Source organism: Mycobacterium sp. (assembly GCF_039583805.1).
Lineage (GTDB): Bacteria > Actinomycetota > Actinomycetes > Mycobacteriales > Mycobacteriaceae > Mycobacterium.
Map to the genome: position 1 here is coordinate 1 of NZ_JAVKSH010000063.1, position 15454 is coordinate 15454.

General features: G+C 70.0%; 15 protein-coding genes and 1 pseudogene. 8 read left to right on the plus strand and 8 right to left on the minus strand.

The features are described from left to right. Both ABDW21_RS10205 and ABDW21_RS10210 read right to left on the minus strand, forming a co-directional pair. Positions 1–410: pseudogene (locus ABDW21_RS10205) on the minus strand (hypothetical protein); the annotation flags it as partial. 93 nt (positions 411–503) lie between these two features. Continuing rightward, entirely contained in the window at positions 504–1517 is a 1014-nt protein-coding gene (locus ABDW21_RS10210) for a methionine synthase (RefSeq protein ID WP_343598777.1), read from the minus strand. 90 nt (positions 1518–1607) lie between these two features. Here ABDW21_RS10210 and ABDW21_RS10215 point away from each other — a divergent pair, with 90 nt between their 5' ends. From ABDW21_RS10215 to ABDW21_RS10245, 7 genes are all read left to right on the plus strand, one after another. After that, positions 1608–2225: a sensor domain-containing protein gene (locus ABDW21_RS10215; RefSeq protein ID WP_343598779.1), complete on the plus strand. Its 618-nt coding sequence runs from the start codon at positions 1608–1610 to the stop codon at positions 2223–2225. Positions 2226–2325: 100 nt separating this feature from the next. Beyond that, the gene (locus ABDW21_RS10220; RefSeq protein ID WP_343598780.1) at positions 2326–2625 is read left to right on the plus strand and encodes a WXG100 family type VII secretion target; all 300 of its coding nucleotides are present in this window, start codon (positions 2326–2328) and stop codon (positions 2623–2625) included. Further along, the gene (locus ABDW21_RS10225; protein ID WP_343598782.1) at positions 2625–4424 is read left to right on the plus strand and encodes an alpha/beta hydrolase; all 1800 of its coding nucleotides are present in this window, start codon (positions 2625–2627) and stop codon (positions 4422–4424) included. The genes ABDW21_RS10220 and ABDW21_RS10225 overlap by 1 nt, the downstream gene beginning before the upstream one ends. A 91-nt stretch (positions 4425–4515) precedes the next feature. Continuing rightward, complete coding sequence (locus ABDW21_RS10230; protein WP_343598784.1) at positions 4516–4989, plus strand: LppA family lipoprotein; 474 nt, start codon at positions 4516–4518, stop codon at positions 4987–4989. A gap of 246 nt (positions 4990–5235) precedes the next feature. Further along, on the plus strand, positions 5236–5499 hold the full coding sequence (locus ABDW21_RS10235; protein WP_343598786.1) for a helix-turn-helix transcriptional regulator: 264 nt from the start codon (positions 5236–5238) through the stop codon (positions 5497–5499). Positions 5500–5504: 5 nt separating this feature from the next. Then, positions 5505–5708, plus strand: a complete 204-nt coding sequence (locus ABDW21_RS10240) for a hypothetical protein (protein WP_343598787.1) — start codon at positions 5505–5507, stop codon at positions 5706–5708. A gap of 331 nt (positions 5709–6039) precedes the next feature. Then, the gene (locus ABDW21_RS10245; RefSeq protein ID WP_343598789.1) at positions 6040–6474 is read left to right on the plus strand and encodes a hypothetical protein; all 435 of its coding nucleotides are present in this window, start codon (positions 6040–6042) and stop codon (positions 6472–6474) included. A gap of 68 nt (positions 6475–6542) precedes the next feature. Here ABDW21_RS10245 and mnmA read toward each other — a convergent pair whose 3' ends face one another. Together mnmA and ABDW21_RS10255 are read right to left on the minus strand one after the other, a co-directional pair. Then, a complete protein-coding gene (gene mnmA, locus ABDW21_RS10250) occupies positions 6543–7616 on the minus strand; it encodes a tRNA 2-thiouridine(34) synthase MnmA (RefSeq protein WP_343598790.1) in 1074 nt (357 codons plus the stop codon). Continuing rightward, the gene (locus tag ABDW21_RS10255) at positions 7613–8791 is read right to left on the minus strand and encodes a cysteine desulfurase family protein (RefSeq protein ID WP_343598792.1); all 1179 of its coding nucleotides are present in this window, start codon (positions 8789–8791) and stop codon (positions 7613–7615) included. Before ABDW21_RS10255 ends, mnmA begins: the two co-directional genes overlap by 4 nt. Positions 8792–8911: 120 nt before the next feature. On the opposite strand from ABDW21_RS10255, the gene ABDW21_RS10260 reads away from it, so the two are divergent. After that, the gene (locus ABDW21_RS10260) at positions 8912–10069 is read left to right on the plus strand and encodes a Zn-dependent alcohol dehydrogenase (RefSeq protein ID WP_343710417.1); all 1158 of its coding nucleotides are present in this window, start codon (positions 8912–8914) and stop codon (positions 10067–10069) included. 24 nt (positions 10070–10093) lie between these two features. On the opposite strand, the gene ABDW21_RS10265 is transcribed toward ABDW21_RS10260, so the two are convergent. The 4 genes from ABDW21_RS10265 to ABDW21_RS10280 all read right to left on the minus strand — a co-directional run bounded on the left by ABDW21_RS10265 (position 10094) and on the right by ABDW21_RS10280 (position 15404). Next, the gene (locus tag ABDW21_RS10265; RefSeq protein WP_343710414.1) at positions 10094–11047 is read right to left on the minus strand and encodes an alpha/beta hydrolase; all 954 of its coding nucleotides are present in this window, start codon (positions 11045–11047) and stop codon (positions 10094–10096) included. After that, positions 11044–12513: an aldehyde dehydrogenase gene (locus tag ABDW21_RS10270; RefSeq protein ID WP_343710415.1), complete on the minus strand. Its 1470-nt coding sequence runs from the start codon at positions 12511–12513 to the stop codon at positions 11044–11046. The genes ABDW21_RS10265 and ABDW21_RS10270 overlap by 4 nt, the downstream gene beginning before the upstream one ends. Continuing rightward, positions 12510–14297, minus strand: coding sequence for an NAD(P)/FAD-dependent oxidoreductase (locus ABDW21_RS10275; RefSeq protein WP_343598797.1), 1788 nt, complete (start codon positions 14295–14297; stop codon positions 12510–12512). Before ABDW21_RS10275 ends, ABDW21_RS10270 begins: the two co-directional genes overlap by 4 nt. Before the next feature lie 150 nt (positions 14298–14447). Beyond that, complete coding sequence (locus tag ABDW21_RS10280; protein WP_343598798.1) at positions 14448–15404, minus strand: electron transfer flavoprotein subunit alpha/FixB family protein; 957 nt, start codon at positions 15402–15404, stop codon at positions 14448–14450. Positions 15405–15454: the final 50 nt, after the last annotated feature.

Below are 15454 nucleotides of genomic sequence, written 5' to 3' on the forward strand. Positions count from 1 at the left end.
GTGTCGGCGGCATCCACAGTGATCCCGTTACCGACCAGATCCCGCCCGAACACCGCCACCGCGGGAGCGTTGAGCACGCCGTCGACCGCCGCACCCACCGGGCTGCTGATCCACGCCTGCACCGCCACCTCGACGGCCGCCGCGGTGTCCGACAGCTGGGCAATCCCCGCGCCGGCAACCTCGTTGGCCGCGCCGACAGACGATGCCAGCGCATCCGCCTCGACGGCATTCACCGCGGCCACCGCGCTGAGCAGCGGGTCGACGATCACGTCCAGCAGATCGGCGTGCGCGCTGGGCGCCGCCGCCAGAGGCGCCGCCGCAGCCGACAGGAAGGCCGCGACACCGAGCGCTGCCGCACTTCCCCGACGAACACGAGGGGTGCCGCGCGATCGGCGACGAATCACGGTCATCGGCAACGCCTCACCTGAGAGAAAACTCAACGGACCATTAGCTGGTCAACGTAGTCACCCGCGGCGGCCGTGTCCAGATGTTGGGGACACCGGTCAGATCGCGTCGGGGTCCGCGGCGAACGCTTCGGCGGCTGTGCGTGCCAGGCCGACAGCGGTGCGCGCCCACCCCGGCGTCGCGTCGGCCAGCCCGCGGGCCGGGGTGACGCCGACCCGGTCGCGCAGCGCGCAGCGGCCGAAGCCGAGCCGGTCGATCACCGCCGCCACGTCGGCGGCGACCTGGTCGGCCGACGGCGGTCGTGCCGGCTCGGTGGCGGCCACCGCGCCCAGCACGAGCGTGCGGCCCGAGTCGACGAACTCCGCGAGCGCATCCAAATCGGCGGATCCGAACGGGACAGGGTCCACCATGACTGCGGTGATAGTGCTGCGCTGCAACACGTTCCACGGGATGTCCGGGCCGCTGCTGTGCACCGCGACGTCGGCGCCGGCCGCGGCCGCGCAGATGTCGAGCAGGGTGGTGGCCAGGGTGTCGTCGATCGGGGGCACCGGGTTCAGTGCCGTCACTCCGGTCAGCCGTCCGGCGAGAGCCGCCGGCAGCGACGGCTCGTCGAACTGCACCACCACCGGTGTGTCGAGCCGCCGCTGCAGCGCCGCGCGGTGCGCGGCCACCCCTTCGGCCAGCGACGCGGCCAGGTCGCGCGCCGCGCCCGGGTCGGTGATGGCCCGGTGCCCGTTGGCCAGCTCCACCTGGGCAGCCAGCGTGACCGGCCCGGGTGCCTGCACCTTGACCGCGCGCCCACCGCCCCGCATTCCGGCCGTCTCCCAGGCCTCTTCCAGGGCGTCGACGTCCTCGTCGAGCAGACTGACCGCCCGGCGGGTCACCGCGCCGGGCCGGGCCGCGATGCGGTAGCCGCGCGGCACCGTGTCGACGGCGATGTCGACCAGCAGCGCGCCGGCCCGCCCGATCATGTCAGCGCCCACTCCCCTGCCGGGCAGCTCGACGAGGTGGGCCAGCGCGTCGCCCAGTTCGCCGACGACAACCCGCGCGGCCTGCCGCGCCGACCCGCCGGGCCACGACCCGATGCCGCTGGCCGTCGCGAAAACATTCACCGGGCAACCGTATTCGACGGCATTTTCGCTCACCGGGGCGCCGTGACTACGCTCGGATGCAGGAAAGGACCTGGGCGACCCTGGACGATTATGTGGCGACGGCTGGTGTGCTGCTGCGTGATGCTGCTGGGCACGGCGTGCACCCGCGTGGTGGACGGCGCCGCGCTGCCGGCGCCGGGCGGCGTGGCCGCGGGCGTCGACGTCGACGACATCCTGCTCGACCAGTCGCAGATGCGGGCGATCACCGGCAGCGACGAACACCTGACGGTCATCCCGTCGATGGACGGCAACTCCCCGGTGGACATCGGATCGCTGGCCGCGACCGCGCCGCCGGAATGCCGGTTCGTCTACGAGGAGACGGCGACGTTCGGCCCCGACGTCGGCGCCTTCCACAAGACCACCTACCAGTACCCTCCCCGCGGCGGCCTGATCTCCGAAGGCGCCGCCGCCTACCGCGACGCCGGCACCGCGCGGCGCGCCTTCGACGCCCTGGTGGCGACGGTCGACCGCTGCGCGACGACATCCTCCGGCTGGGCGTTCGTCGGCGACTGGCACGCCGACGCGCAGTCGCTGCACACCCGTCCGGGCGACTGCGGACGCGACTACCGGCTCAAGTCGGTGGTGCTGGTGGAAGTCACGTTCTGCGGGTTTCCGGCATCGGTGTCCGACATCGTGATCACCAACATCGCCGCGCGGGTCCCCGGCTGAACGCCACGACGCACCGACTTGGGCCGGGATAATTCGTGCGTACGCCCTGCCGGGAGGGCGGCTAAAATTTGCCCACCAGCCAATTTCTGGGAGGCATGCCGTGGCTGAAGAGTTACGGGTCGATCCGGTTGACCTGCACCTCTCGGCGGACCATATGAGCGTGCATCACGCGAATCTGCGGGCCGCCCACGCCGGCGCCGACAGCGATATCGACAGCGCGCAAGCTGGCTGCGTGGGCGCCTCGGCGGCAGCCCTACAAGCCAAACTCGCCGAATGGCAGGAGGCCACCGAGCAGCTGTGCGGTTCGATAGCCGAGCATGAGCAGGGCTTTAGAGTCGCCGGCCGACAATACACGGCTGCTGATGAGGCCAGCGCGGGACATATCACCGGCGACATCTGATGCCGCTCACGCTTGCCGACATCGATCGCTGGGATTCCGGTTGTCTTCGTCAGGTGTCGACGGCGTTGGGCAAACGGGGTGCCAGCGCCGCCGACGTGAGGGAGGGGCTGCGCCGGTTGCCTCTGATTGCCAGCTGGCAGGGCAGCGGCGGGGACGCCGCCCGGGAGTCGTTGGACACGCTGAGCACACATCTGGTTGCGCACGCCGACGAAATGCAGTCGGTCAGCCTGGCGTTCGGCAAAGCCGCCGACGACGTCCAAACCGTCAAAGACACCCTGAGCGGCATCGACCGGGATGCGTATGCGTGGGGGTTCACCATCGACCGCGCCACCGGGACAGTCACCGCCATCGACGGGCTGGACATGGACTACCCGCCCAACCAGCAGCATCAGGCCGAACTTGACGGGCGGATCACCAGGGTGCTCGCCGACGCCGACATCGCCGACGACGATCTGGCTCGCGCGATCACCACGGCCGGCCACGACGCGACCGGACCGGCCGAAACCCGTCCCGACGTGCGGGCGGCGCTATCGGGACCGCTGCCCGAGGACCCCAAACAATTCCACGACCTGTGGGACACACTGACCCCGCAAGAAAAAGACTGGCTCTACAGCCACGACCACAACATCGGCAACCATCCCGGGATGCCGCGCGACCCGGCGGACCATTTGGGCTACAAGCATTACAACCAGCGCCACCTCGCCGACGAGCTGGCGCAAGCCAGGGCCGCTGCCGCACGAGCCGACGCGCTGAAGAACCAGCACCCTGATTGGGCGGCGGGCAGAAACATTCCTCATCCCAATGAGCCGGGCGCGATCTTCGCCGACCGGCAAGCCTACGAGGCCTGGCAACGCCACTACGACGCCGCCCGCGACGGCGCCAAGTACCTGCCCGACCTGCAAGCCGTCGACAAAGCCGTCAAGCTCAGCCCGGACCGCACACTGATGCTGCTGGACACCAAATCCGGGAAGCAGGTGCACGCCGTCATCGCCGTCGGCGACCCCGACACCGCCACCCACGTGTCGGTCACCGCACCCGGGCTGAACACCACCGTGCACGACTCGATTGGGAGCATGGCCGATGAAGCAACCAAGCTGAGGACGGAAGCCCTCAGGCAACTGCACTTAACTCCCGGCCACGGGGACGACACTGTGTCGGCGATCGCCTGGATCGGTTACGACACCCCGCACGTGCCCGGCTGGGATCACCTCGGCAGCTCACTATCGGGCGGGTGGGATGTCACCCACGACAACCTGGCCCGCGCGGGGGCGCACGACTTGGCCCGGTTCTACGACGGGCTGGGAGCCAGCCACCAGGGAGGCCCGTTCCAGCTGACCGCGATCGGGCACTCGTACGGGTCGCTGACCACCGGCCTGGCTTTGCAAGAGCCCGGCAATCACGGCGTCACGAACGCCGTGTTCTACGGCTCGCCCGGCATCGAGGCCTCCACCCCCGCCCAGCTGCACCTGCAACCCGGTCACGTCTACGCCATGGAAGCCCCCGACGACCCCATCCAACGGGCCTACGACACCAGATCCATCGGCCTGGGCATTCCGATTCTCGGGACGTATCTCAACAACGAGTTCGGGGACTTCGGACCCAACCCGGCCACCAACCCCGACTTCACCCACCTCGCCACCGGGCCCACCACCGTGCCCGACGGCCGCACCCTGGAGGGCGTGAGCGGGTCGCACGCGCACAGCCGATACCCCCAACAAGGCGACAACGGCCAGCCCCGCACCAGCGGCTACAACATCGCCGCCGTCATCGCCGGACTCACACCGATACGCCGAAACTGAACACCACCAGATGAACAAACACCCCCACCATGGCTACAGCCTTCTATCGGCCGCGATGGTCCTCATCGCACTAGCTACCTCAGGATGCCACGTGTACAAACCGTACGAACCCACCCCGCCCACCGAGGCGGCAAAAGCCCTCGACCAACTCAAGGCCCTGCCCTCCTTCGAAGCCACCAAGGCCCAAGTGCAAGCCGCGATGAACGAGATCACCACGGGCGCAAGCAAGCTCATTCCGTCGATCACCTGGGAGACGCCCAGCGAAGGCTCCGGCCTTGGCTGCCAGCGGCCCTACGAGCAAACAGATGGGAAAGGATATTTTCTCCCAGATGAAGTCGCGGAGAACGTCGCCGTGTCTGAGCAAGACTGGGCGAAGATAGTGCAGACCGCGAAAGAGGCGGCCGCCAAGCTCGACGCCACCGACACCCAGGTCATGAAAGACGAGCCAGGACACCACGACGTGGGCTTCTACGGTCCCACCGGGATATTCATCAAAGTCGGCTACGCGGGCAACCTCGTTGTCTCCGGCTATACCGGCTGCCGTTTGCCGCGTGACAAGAAGTAGCGCCAGCGCTTCCCCCGGCGAGGTGACGACAGTGAGCGCGATCAAGCACGCGCAGCCCGGCCGTCACAGCCGGCCCGGGCCGCACACTGATGCTGCTGGACACCAAATCCGGGAGCTGTGAATTCAAGTGTTCGGTGCGGACTTCGTGCGGCGTCCGGTGGACCAAGATCGCCGAAACACCCAGATTCGTTCCGTTGCTAAACCGACCCAGAGATGACAGCACGATGTGTCGTCTATAGTTAACACGTGCGGATTGAGGGCACTTTGCATCTCCTGGGGCAGCGCCTGCGCGAGCTGCGGAAATCCGCCGGCGAGACTCAGGCCGCCGCCGCGGCCGCTGTCGGGCTTGCACGGCCATACCTGAGCGCGATCGAAGCCGGCCGCAAAAACATCACCCTGGAAACCCTGTACGCGCTCGCCGAGCACTTCGGCGTCGACCCCACCGAACTATTGCGGCCTCAGCGGCCAGAAGCCAAGCGCTACAACGGGACCAACACGGGAAGGGACTAACTCGCGTGGCATCGATTCAAACGCTGGAACGTCGCACAGCGGCCTTGGAGGCAAGGCTGGCCGACATCGACGGCGGCTACGGCGACACGCTGAATCACCTGCGCCGGGCCGGCATCAAGTCCGAACTTCGCCTCGGAAAGATCCTCGACCACCTCCACATCGACGACGTAACCGAAGACGACGTGGATAACGTTCCCGACGAGGAATAACAGCAGCCGTCGTCGCACTCCACGAACCTCCCCGGGGAAGGCTAATTCCGGGACGACTGGGCTGGACAATTAGTGCGTTCGCTTGCGCTGCAATGCAATCACCATTTTTTTGGCCCTTTGCCGAGCGGGCTGTGCGGGGCATCTGGTCCGAATTAGATCGATCTGAGGCCGACAACCGATGCCCCCATCGTTCGGCCACCGTCCCGCGCCCCACCTGCCTGTTGACTGCGGCCCAATACGACGTGGTCGGCAACGACACCGACGCCGATGGGCGCCAGCTTCATCGTCTCATCGGCCGTCACCAGGATGCCCACCGAAACCAGCGCCTGGCGTGCAGCAATGTCCCTCGTGCTCACACGACCGCGCGGCCTCATACAGCTGGCGCAGAACGCTTTTCCGACACTGCCGCGCCCAACCCCTCAGCCAAATCCTCGCAGGTCAGTTCACCCAGGAGCAGCAGCTGCGCCTCGCTGACCTCGACGTCGTCGCTGGCCAGCAGATCATCGAGCTCAGCGGTGAGGGTGCAAGCAAACTGATTCCGTCGATCACCTCGGAGACGCCCCGCGAAGGCTCCGGCCTTGGATACCAGCGGCCCTACGCGCAAACAGATGCGAAAAGATACTTTCTCCCGGATGAGGCTGCGGAGAACGTCGCCGTGTCTGAACAAGATTGGGCGAAGATAGTGCAGACCGCGAAAGGGGCGGCGGGCGGGCAACTTCGTCCTCTCCGGCTACACCGGCTGCCGTTTACCCGCGACAAGAAGTAGCGCTACGACCACCAACCGCGTGACATCGAGGGCCGGATTTTCGCCGTCACTACACGTTCGGAAAACGGTCAGGCGGTCGCGGCGATGGTGGCGCTGCCGATCACCTCGTCGCCGTCGGGATCGGGCCGGTAGAGGACCACCGTCTGGCCGCACGCCACGCCCCGCAGCGGGTCGCGCAGCCGCACCGCGAGCTCGTCGTCAACCACTTCGGCTGTGCCGCTGACGGTTTCGCCGTGCGCTCGCACTTGCACCGCGCACTCGACGGGTCCGGCCGGCGCGGTCCCGCGGGTGAACACCGGGCCGCGCCCGGTGAGTTCCCACACGTCGAGATCCGCGGCGGCGCCGACCCGCACGGTGGCGGTGCCGGCATCGACGGCGGTCACGTAGCGCGGCCTGCCGTCCGGCCCCGGCCCGGCGATGCCCAGCCCTTTGCGCTGCCCGACGGTGAACCCGTGCACCCCGGCGTGTTGGGCCAGCACCGCCCCGCGGGCGTCGACCACGGTGCCGGGCCGCACGCCGAGCCGGGCGCCCAGGAACGCGCGGGTGTCGCCGGACGGGATGAAGCAGATGTCGTGGCTGTCCGGCTTGTCCGCGACGGCCAGACCGCGGCGGGCGGCTTCCGCGCGGATCGCCGGCTTGGGTGTGTCGCCGACCGGGAACGCGGCATGACGCAGCTGCTCGGCGGTCAGCACCGCCAGCACGTAAGACTGGTCCTTGTCGCGGTCCACCGCACGGCGCAGCCGGCCGCCGGCGAGCCGGGCGTAGTGGCCGGTGGCCACCGCGTCGAAGCCCAGCGCCAGCGCCCGTGCCGCCAGCGCCGAGAACTTGATCCGCTCGTTGCAGCGCACGCACGGGTTGGGCGTTTCGCCGCGAGCGTAGGACGACACGAAGTCGTCGATCACGTCGGCCTGAAACTTGTCGGCGAAGTCCCATACGTAGAAGGGGATTCCCAGGATGTCGGCGACGCGGCGGGCATCACCGGCGTCCTCCTTGGAGCAGCAGCCCCGTGAACCGGTGCGCAACGTGCCGGGTGCGGCCGACAGCGCCAGATGCACTCCGACCACGTCGTGGCCGGAGTCGACCATGCGGGCGGCGGCCACCGACGAGTCGACGCCACCGCTCATCGCGGCCAGCACCTTCACCGCGACACCCCCGCCGCGGCCAGCGCAGCCTGCCGGGCGCGGTCCACCGCGCCCGGCAGCACCCGCAGCACCGCGTCGACGTCGGCGTCGGCGCTGGTGTGCCCCAACGACAGTCGCAGTGATCCGCGCGCGCTGGCCGCGTCGGCTCCCATCGCGAGCAGCACGTGCGACGGCTGGGCCACCCCGGCCGTGCACGCCGACCCGGTCGAGCACTCGATTCCGTTGGCGTCCAACAGCATCAGCAGCGAATCGCCCTCACACCCGGTGAACGTGAAGTGCGTGTTGCCCGGCAGCCGGGCCTCTCGCGCACCGTTGAGGCGGGCATCGTCGACGCCGGCCAGCACCCCGTCGATCAGCCGGTCACGCAGCGCGCGCAGCCGCGCGCTGTTGGCGGCCAGGCCGTCGACCGCAATCCGCAGCGCCGTCGCCATTCCGGCCGCGCCGGCCACATCGGTTGTGCCGGAACGAATGTCGCGTTCCTGCCCGCCGCCGTGGGACAGCGGCACACAGCTGACGTCGCGTCGCAGCAGCAGCGCGCCGACGCCGGGCGGGCCGCCGAACTTGTGGGCGGCCACGCTCATCGCGGCCAGCCCGCTCGCGGCGAAGCCGACCGGCAGCTGCCCGACGGCCTGGACCGCGTCGGCGTGCATGGGAACGTCGAATTCCGCTGCGACGACAGCGAGTTCACTGACCGGCATGATGGTGCCGACTTCGTTGTTGGCCCACATCGCCGACACCAGCGCGACGTCGTCGTGGGCTTGCAGCACGTCGCGCAGCGCGGACGCCGGCACCGACCCGTCCGGGGCGGTCGGCAGCCAGGTCACGTCGGCGCCGTCGTGGTCGACGAGCCAGCTCACCGCGTCGAGCACCGCGTGATGCTCCACCTCGGTGGTGACGATGCGGCGGCGGCGCGCGTCAGCGGCGCGGCGCGCCCAGTAGATTCCCTTGACGGCGAGGTTGTCGCTCTCGGTGCCGCCGGCGGTGAAGATCACCTCGGACGGGCGCGCCCCGAGCCGGTCGGCGATCAGCTCCCGGGACTCCTCCATCCGCCGCCGCGCGGCCCGGCCGGCGGTGTGCAGCGACGAGGCGTTGCCGACGGTGCGCAGCGCGGCCGTCATCGCCTCGATGGCTTCGGGGTACATCGGGGTGGTGGCGGCATGATCGAGGTACACCATGACCGGCCCAGGATACCGGCGCCGACGGATGCCGACGGCGGCCGGGAGGGCGCAGGCCGCCGCAGATGCGGACGTCGCGACAATCCCGCGGGTTACGGTTGTAACGGTTACGGTATGGCGGTGCGAAGCCGCGCCGCCATCCTTCGTGAAGTCGACGGGCCATGGTCGGTCGAGGATTTCGAGCTGGACCCCCCGCGCGTCGGCGAGGTGCTGGTGGCGATGGCGGCGGCCGGGCTGTGCCACTCCGACGACCACATCCGCCGCGGCTACCTGGCCGCGCCCCGCGACGTGCTGAGCGCGCGAGGCCTGCCGGCGAGGACGCCGACGATCGCCGGCCACGAGGGCGCGGGCGTCGTCGTGGAGGTCGGCGACGGCGTCACCGGTCTGCGGCCGGGCGACCACGTCGTCACCTCGTTCCTGGCGGTGTGCGGTCGATGTCGGTGGTGCGCCAGCGGTGTGGAGTATCTGTGCGATGTCGGCGCCGGCACGCTGGTGCCCGGGATGCCCACCGACGGGACGTTTCGGCATCACAGCGCCGACGGCCACGACCTCGGGCACACGTCGAAGATCGGCGCGTTCGCCGAGCACACCGTCGTCGCCGCCGAGTCGCTGGTCCGAATCGAGCCGCAGCTGCCGCTGGTGCCCGCCGCGCTGCTGGCCTGCGCCGTCCCCACCGGTTACGGCTCCGCGGTCTACCGGGCCGGGGTACGCGACGGCGACACGGTGGTCGTCGTCGGCGCCGGCGGCATCGGGTCGGCGGCCATCCAGGGGGCGCGGATCAGCGGCGCGGCCCGGATCGTCGCGGTGGACCCCGTCGACTTCAAACGCGCGTGCGCGCCCGGCTTCGGCGCGACGCACGTCGCGGCGACCGTGCAGCAGGCCGTCGAGCTGGTCCGCGAGCTGACCCGTGGGGTGATGGCCGACGCCGTCGTGCTCGCCCCGTCGACGATCACCCAGACCGACGTCGACGACGCGCTGACGCTGACCCGCAAGGGCGGCACCGCGGTGCTGACCGGAATGTGTTCGCCGCTGGTCCGCTCGGTCGACCTCAACCTGCAGGAATTCATCCTGATGAACAAGAACCTGTGCGGCACCCTGTTCGGCTCGTGCAGTCCGCGCTCCGACATTCCCTTGCTGGCAACGCTGTACGAGTCGGGCCGCCTGCTGCTCGACGAGATGGTCACCCGGCGCTATCGGCTCGACGACATCAACGACGCGTTCGACGACCTGCTCGCCGGCACGCTGATCCGGGGTGTCATTGATTTCGGGATCTGCTGAGCCCGAACGGTTTTCGCAGGCCTGCTACACCGATCGCAAAACCCGGACCCGGTCGGCGACGGCGCGCCGCGACACGTCCGCGTCCGGGGCCAGCAATTCGAACGCGTGCGGGCATCCGGGGTGAACGTGCAGTTCCGTGGGCACTCCCGCCTGCCCGAGCCGGCGCGCGTAGCCGACGTCCTCGTCGCGGAAGACGTCGAGTTCGCCGACGTCGAGGTAGGCGCTGGGCAGCCCGGACAGGTCCGCCGCCCGCGCCGCGGCGGCATACGGGGACACTCCGGCCCCGCCGGCCGCCTCGCCGAGCAGCGCGTGCCAGCCGGTGACGTTGTCGTCGTAGGTCCACGTCGCGAAGGGCAGCAGCCGCGAATCCGGCGCCGACGTCCGGTCGTCGAGCATCGGATAGACCAGCAGCTGCCGGGCGACCGGCGGCCCGCCGCGGTCGCGCGCCCACAGACACAGACCCGCGGCCAGCCCGCCGCCGGCGCTGTCGCCCATCACCGCCAGCCGGGCCGGGTCGGCGCCGAGCTCACCGGCGTGACCGGCCAGCCACACCAGGCCCGCGCAGCAGTCCTGCAGCGGGACAGGGTGGGCAAACTCCGGCGCGATCCGGTAGTCGACGACCAGCATCGGCACCCCGGAGGCCGTGACGTACCCGCGGACGACCGAATCATACAGGCCACCAACGTCTTCCATGCCGAAGATCATCCCGCCGCCGTGCAGGTAGAGCACCGCGCCGCCCGGCGCCGACGACGAACCGGCGGGCCGGTACCAGCGCAACGGCACCGCCGTGCCGTCCTCGGACACCGTCTGGTAGGACCGGACGTCGATCTGCCGGACCGCCGGACGCGCGGCGGCCAGCTGCTCGAACATCCGGCGGGCGTTGACCCGCCGCGTCGCGACGTCCCCGACGGCGGGCCGGTCGGGGGCGGGTTCGGCGCGCAGCGGGGCGAGCCCGGCGAGCACCTGCGGGTCGATCATCCGGCGGCCACCGCGACCAGCTTGGTCTCCAGGTACTCCTCGAAGCCGGCGAGCCCCATCTCGCGCCCGATGCCCGACTGCTTGTAGCCGCCGAACGGCGCGTCGACCGCGTACCAGACGCCGCCGTTGACGTTGACGGTGCCGGTGCGCACCCGCGACACCACCCGGCCGACGCGACCCGGATCGGCGCCGAACACCGTGGCCGAGAGCCCGTAGGGCGAGTCGTTGGCGATCCGCACCGCATCGGTGTCACCGTCGTGGCCGAGCACCACCAGCACCGGCCCGAAGATCTCCTCGCGGGCCACCCGGTCGGCATTGCTCAACCCGGTCACCACCGTCGGCTCGATGTAGAAACCGGTGTCCAGGCCGGCGGGCCGCCCCCCGCCGCACGCGAACGATCCGCCCTCGGTGATCGCCAGGTCGAGGTAGCGCTGCACCCGGTCGCGCTGGGTGGCCGAGATCAGCGGCCCGCAGATGGTCGCCGGGTCGCGGGGATCGCCGACCCGCACCCGCGACATGGCCGCCACCACCGCCGCGACCGCCTCGTCGTGGCGCGCCCGCGGCACCACCAGCCGGGTGGTCAGGGCGCAGCCCTGCCCGGCGTGCACGCAGACGGCCGACGCCGCCGCCGCGCACGCCGCGGCCAGGTCGGCGTCGTCGAGGACCAGGAACGCCGACTTGCCGCCGAGTTCGAGAAACACCTTGGTGACATTCGCCGCCGCGGCCGCCATCACCGACCGGCCCGTCGCCGTCGACCCGGTGAACGACACCAGGTCGACGCGGGGATCGGCGACCAGCTGCGCGCCGACGCGATGGTCGCTGCTGGTGACGACGTTGACCACGCCGGCGGGAAAGTCGGTCTTCTCGGCGATGATCCGCCCGACCTCGGCGGCGCACCACGGCGTGTCCGGCGCCGGTTTCAGCACGACGGTGTTGCCGGCGGCCAGCGCGGGCCCCAGCTTGGCGAAAGTGATGTGGTGCGGGAAGTTCCACGGCGTCACCGCCCCGACCACGCCGAACGGCTCGCGGGCGATCGTGCGCCTGGTCCTGATACCCAGCGGCGACGCCTCGCCCAGATCGGTTGTCCACCGGTAGTTCTCGGCCAGGTCGGCCGCATAGCCCAGCCCGTCGACCGGGGTCTGCAGCTGGCCGCCGTAGGTCAGTGCCACCGGGGCGCCGACCTCGGCGACCGTGACGGCGCGCAGCTGCTCGATCTCGCCGGTGAGCGCGTCGCGCAGCTGGCGCAGGCAGTGCACCCGCAGGCCGGTGTCGCGCCACCACTCCGTCTCGTCGAACGCCGACCGGGCCGCCGCGATCGCCCGGTCCATGTCGGTCGCGTCGCCGTCGGCGGCCGCTCCCAGGGGTTCCTCCGTGGCGGGGTTGACCGTCGTGAACGTGCCGCCGCCGGCGGGCACCAGATCGCCGTCGATCAGCAGCGGGGTCACCGTGGCGCCCGACGCGGTCATGGCGTCGCGCTTGTCGGCGCACCTGCCCGGTATCTGATATCGAGCCCGTCGAAGTTGCGGGCGTCCCCCCAGGCCGCCAGGATGTCGGCGTATTCGGTTGGGCTGCCGAAGAAGAAGCTGTCCTGGTTCAACCGGGCTTCGGCGTGACCTTCCCGGTTGTAGTAGCCGGGGGTGCACGACTCGCGGCGCCCGGCGATGACGCTGGAACGCTCGACGACGGCGTCGACCCAGGCCGCCTCGGCCTCGGCGGTCGGTTCCAGCTCGGCGACGCCGTGGTTGAGCGCCCACGCGATCACCCAGGCGACATGGCGGGACTGGGTGTCGATGAGGTAGGGGAAGTTCACCGTGAAGCCGGACTGCGCGATGCTTTCGATGAAACAGTTGGGAAAACCGTTGACCTGCAAGCCGTGCAGGGTGCGCACCCCGTCGGCCCACTTCGCGGAGAGCGTCACGCCGCCGCGGCCGACGACCTCGAAGCCGGTGCGCTGGCGATAGTCGGTGCCGACCTCGAACCCGGTGGCGAAAACCAAACAGTCGAGCGGGTATTCGACGTCGTCGACGACGACCCCGCGCTCGGTGATCTGCTGCACACCGCGGCCGCGGGTGTCGACGAGCGTGACGTTCTCCCCGTTGAACGCGTTCAGGTACTCGTCGTGGAAGCACGGCCGTTTGCAGTAATAGCCGTACCACGGCTTGAGCGCCTCGGCGGTGGCGGCGTCGGCCACAACCATGTCGACGCGGGCCCGGATCTCTTCCATCTTGGCGAAGTCGGCCAGTTCCGCTGCGTTCGGGCCGCTTTCGTTCACGATCGGCATCTTCTTGGTGAGGCTGGTCCAGGCGTCGTCGACCAGGTCCTCGTCGGCCGTGCCGCCGGCGGTCAGTATCTGGAAGTTCTCGATCCGGCGCTGCTGCCAGCCCGGCTCCAGCGACGCCGCCCACTTCGGGTCGGTCGGCCGGTTGGCCCGTACGTCGACCGTCGACGGGGTGCGCTGGAAAACCAGCAGGTGCCGCGCCGCTTCGGCGAGGCGGGGAACGCACTGGATGGCCGTCGCACCGGTGCCGATGACGCCCACCCGTTTGTCGGAGAGCCCGGACAGGTCGTCGCCGGTGTAGGAGTAGTCCCAGCGGCTGGTGTGGAACGCATGTCCGCGAAACGTCGTAATACCCTGTATGCCTGGTAGTTTCGGCTTCTGCAGATAGCCGTTGGCCATCGCCACGAACCGCGCGCGTATCTTGTCGCCGCGATCGGTGGAGATCACCCAGCGGGATTCGTCTGCGTCCCAACGGATCTCTTGGACCTCGGTCTGCAGGCACGCGTCGCGATACAGGTCGTAGTGCTGCGCGATACGGCGGCAGTGGGCGAAGATCTCTGCGCCCTTGGCGTACTTCTCGGTCGGCACGTAGCCGAGCTCTTCGAGCAGCGGCATGTACACGTAGGACTCGACGTCGCAGGCGATGCCGGGATAGCGATTCCAGTACCAGGTGCCGCCCACGTCGGCGGCCTTGTCGATCAGCCGCACATCGTCGACGCCGAGTTTGCGCAGCCGCGCTCCGATCAGCAGCCCGCCGAACCCGGCGCCCACGACCGCGACGTCGACCGCGTCGCGGCGGGGATCGCGGGAAAAGCCCGGATCGGCCCACGGGTCGTCGCCGAAGCGGGCGAACGGGCCGGCGATCTGCACGTACTGGGCGATGCCGTCCGGCCGCAGCCGCCGCCGGCGTTCGCGGGCATACTTCTCCCGCAAGGCATCCGCGTCGAATGTCGCACCGCCGAATTCAGTCACCAGTCGATGACCTGCCCGCCTCGGCCGGTCGGTGCCGCAGCGTCCTGCGCCGCCGGCACACCGGCGCCGGCCCGGCCGTCAGCAACCATGCTGGAATGCTGTCCCGATTGTCACGATTTGGCAAGGCGGCGCGCACCGCGTTCCGGCACGTCAGCCCTTGCGGGCGGTGACGGCCTCGGTCAGCTGCGGCGCGACTTTGAACAGGTCACCCACGATGCCGTAGTCGGCGATCTCGAAGATCGGCGCTTCCTCGTCCTTGTTGACTGCGACGATGGTCTTGGAGGTCTGCATGCCGGCGCGGTGCTGGATCGCCCCGGAGATGCCCAGGGCGATGTACAGCTGAGGCGACACCGTCTTGCCGGTCTGACCGACCTGGAACTGGCCCGGGTAGTAGCCGGAGTCCACGGCCGCGCGCGAAGCGCCGACAGCCGCGCCGAGCGAGTCGGCCAGCTCCTCGACGACGTGAAAGTTCTCGGCGCTGCCGACGCCGCGGCCGCCGGCGACCACGATGGGGGCCTCGGTCAGCTCCGGCCGGTCGCCCGCGACCGCGGGCTGACGCTTGACGACCCGGGCGGCGTTCTCGGCGGGCGCGGGCACCTCGACGGTGACCTGCTCGCCGGCACCGTCGGCGGGCTGAGGCTCGATCGCGCCGGCCCGCACGGTGATCACCGGGGTGTCGCCGTTGGCCTGACCCTCGACCGTGTACGCGCCGCCGAAGATCGACCACAACGCCTTGCCGCCGGGCTGCACGTCGACCACGTCGACCAGCAAACCCGAACCCATCCGGGCGGCCAGCCGGCCCGCGATCTCCTTGCCGTCGGCGCTGGCCGCCATCAGCACCCCGGCCGGAGCGACGGATTCGGCGAGCGCGGCCAGCACGTCGACCTGCGGGGTGATCAGGTACTGGTCGACGATGTCGGATTCGGCGACGTAGATCTTGGCGGCGCCGGCCGCCTTGAGCCCGTCGACCAGCGGGGCGGCCGTGCCGGGCGTGCCGACCACCACGGCCGACGGCTCGCCCAGCGCACGCGCCGCGGTGATCAGTTCGTTGGTGACCTTCTTCAGCGCGCCGTCGGCGTGATCGACCAGCACTAGTACTTCAGCCATGGTTCTTCCGTGTCTTTCGGGTGTCGAAGGGTCTTTCGGGTGTCGAAGGG

What these genes read in the sequence shown, in the direction of transcription:
- ABDW21_RS10215 (WP_343598779.1), top strand. Translation starts at nt 1,608, where the DNA reads ATGTGGCGACGGCTGGTGTGCTGCTGCGTGATGCTGCTGGGCACGGCG.
- ABDW21_RS10225 (WP_343598782.1), top strand. Translation starts at nt 2,625, where the DNA reads ATGCCGCTCACGCTTGCCGACATCGATCGCTGGGATTCCGGTTGTCTT.
- ABDW21_RS10255 (WP_343598792.1), bottom strand. Translation starts at nt 8,791, where the DNA reads ATGGTGTACCTCGATCATGCCGCCACCACCCCGATGTACCCCGAAGCC.
- ABDW21_RS10265 (WP_343710414.1), bottom strand. Translation starts at nt 11,047, where the DNA reads ATGATCGACCCGCAGGTGCTCGCCGGGCTCGCCCCGCTGCGCGCCGAA.
- ABDW21_RS10270 (WP_343710415.1), bottom strand. Translation starts at nt 12,513, where the DNA reads ATGACCGCGTCGGGCGCCACGGTGACCCCGCTGCTGATCGACGGCGAT.
- ABDW21_RS10280 (WP_343598798.1), bottom strand. Translation starts at nt 15,404, where the DNA reads ATGGCTGAAGTACTAGTGCTGGTCGATCACGCCGACGGCGCGCTGAAG.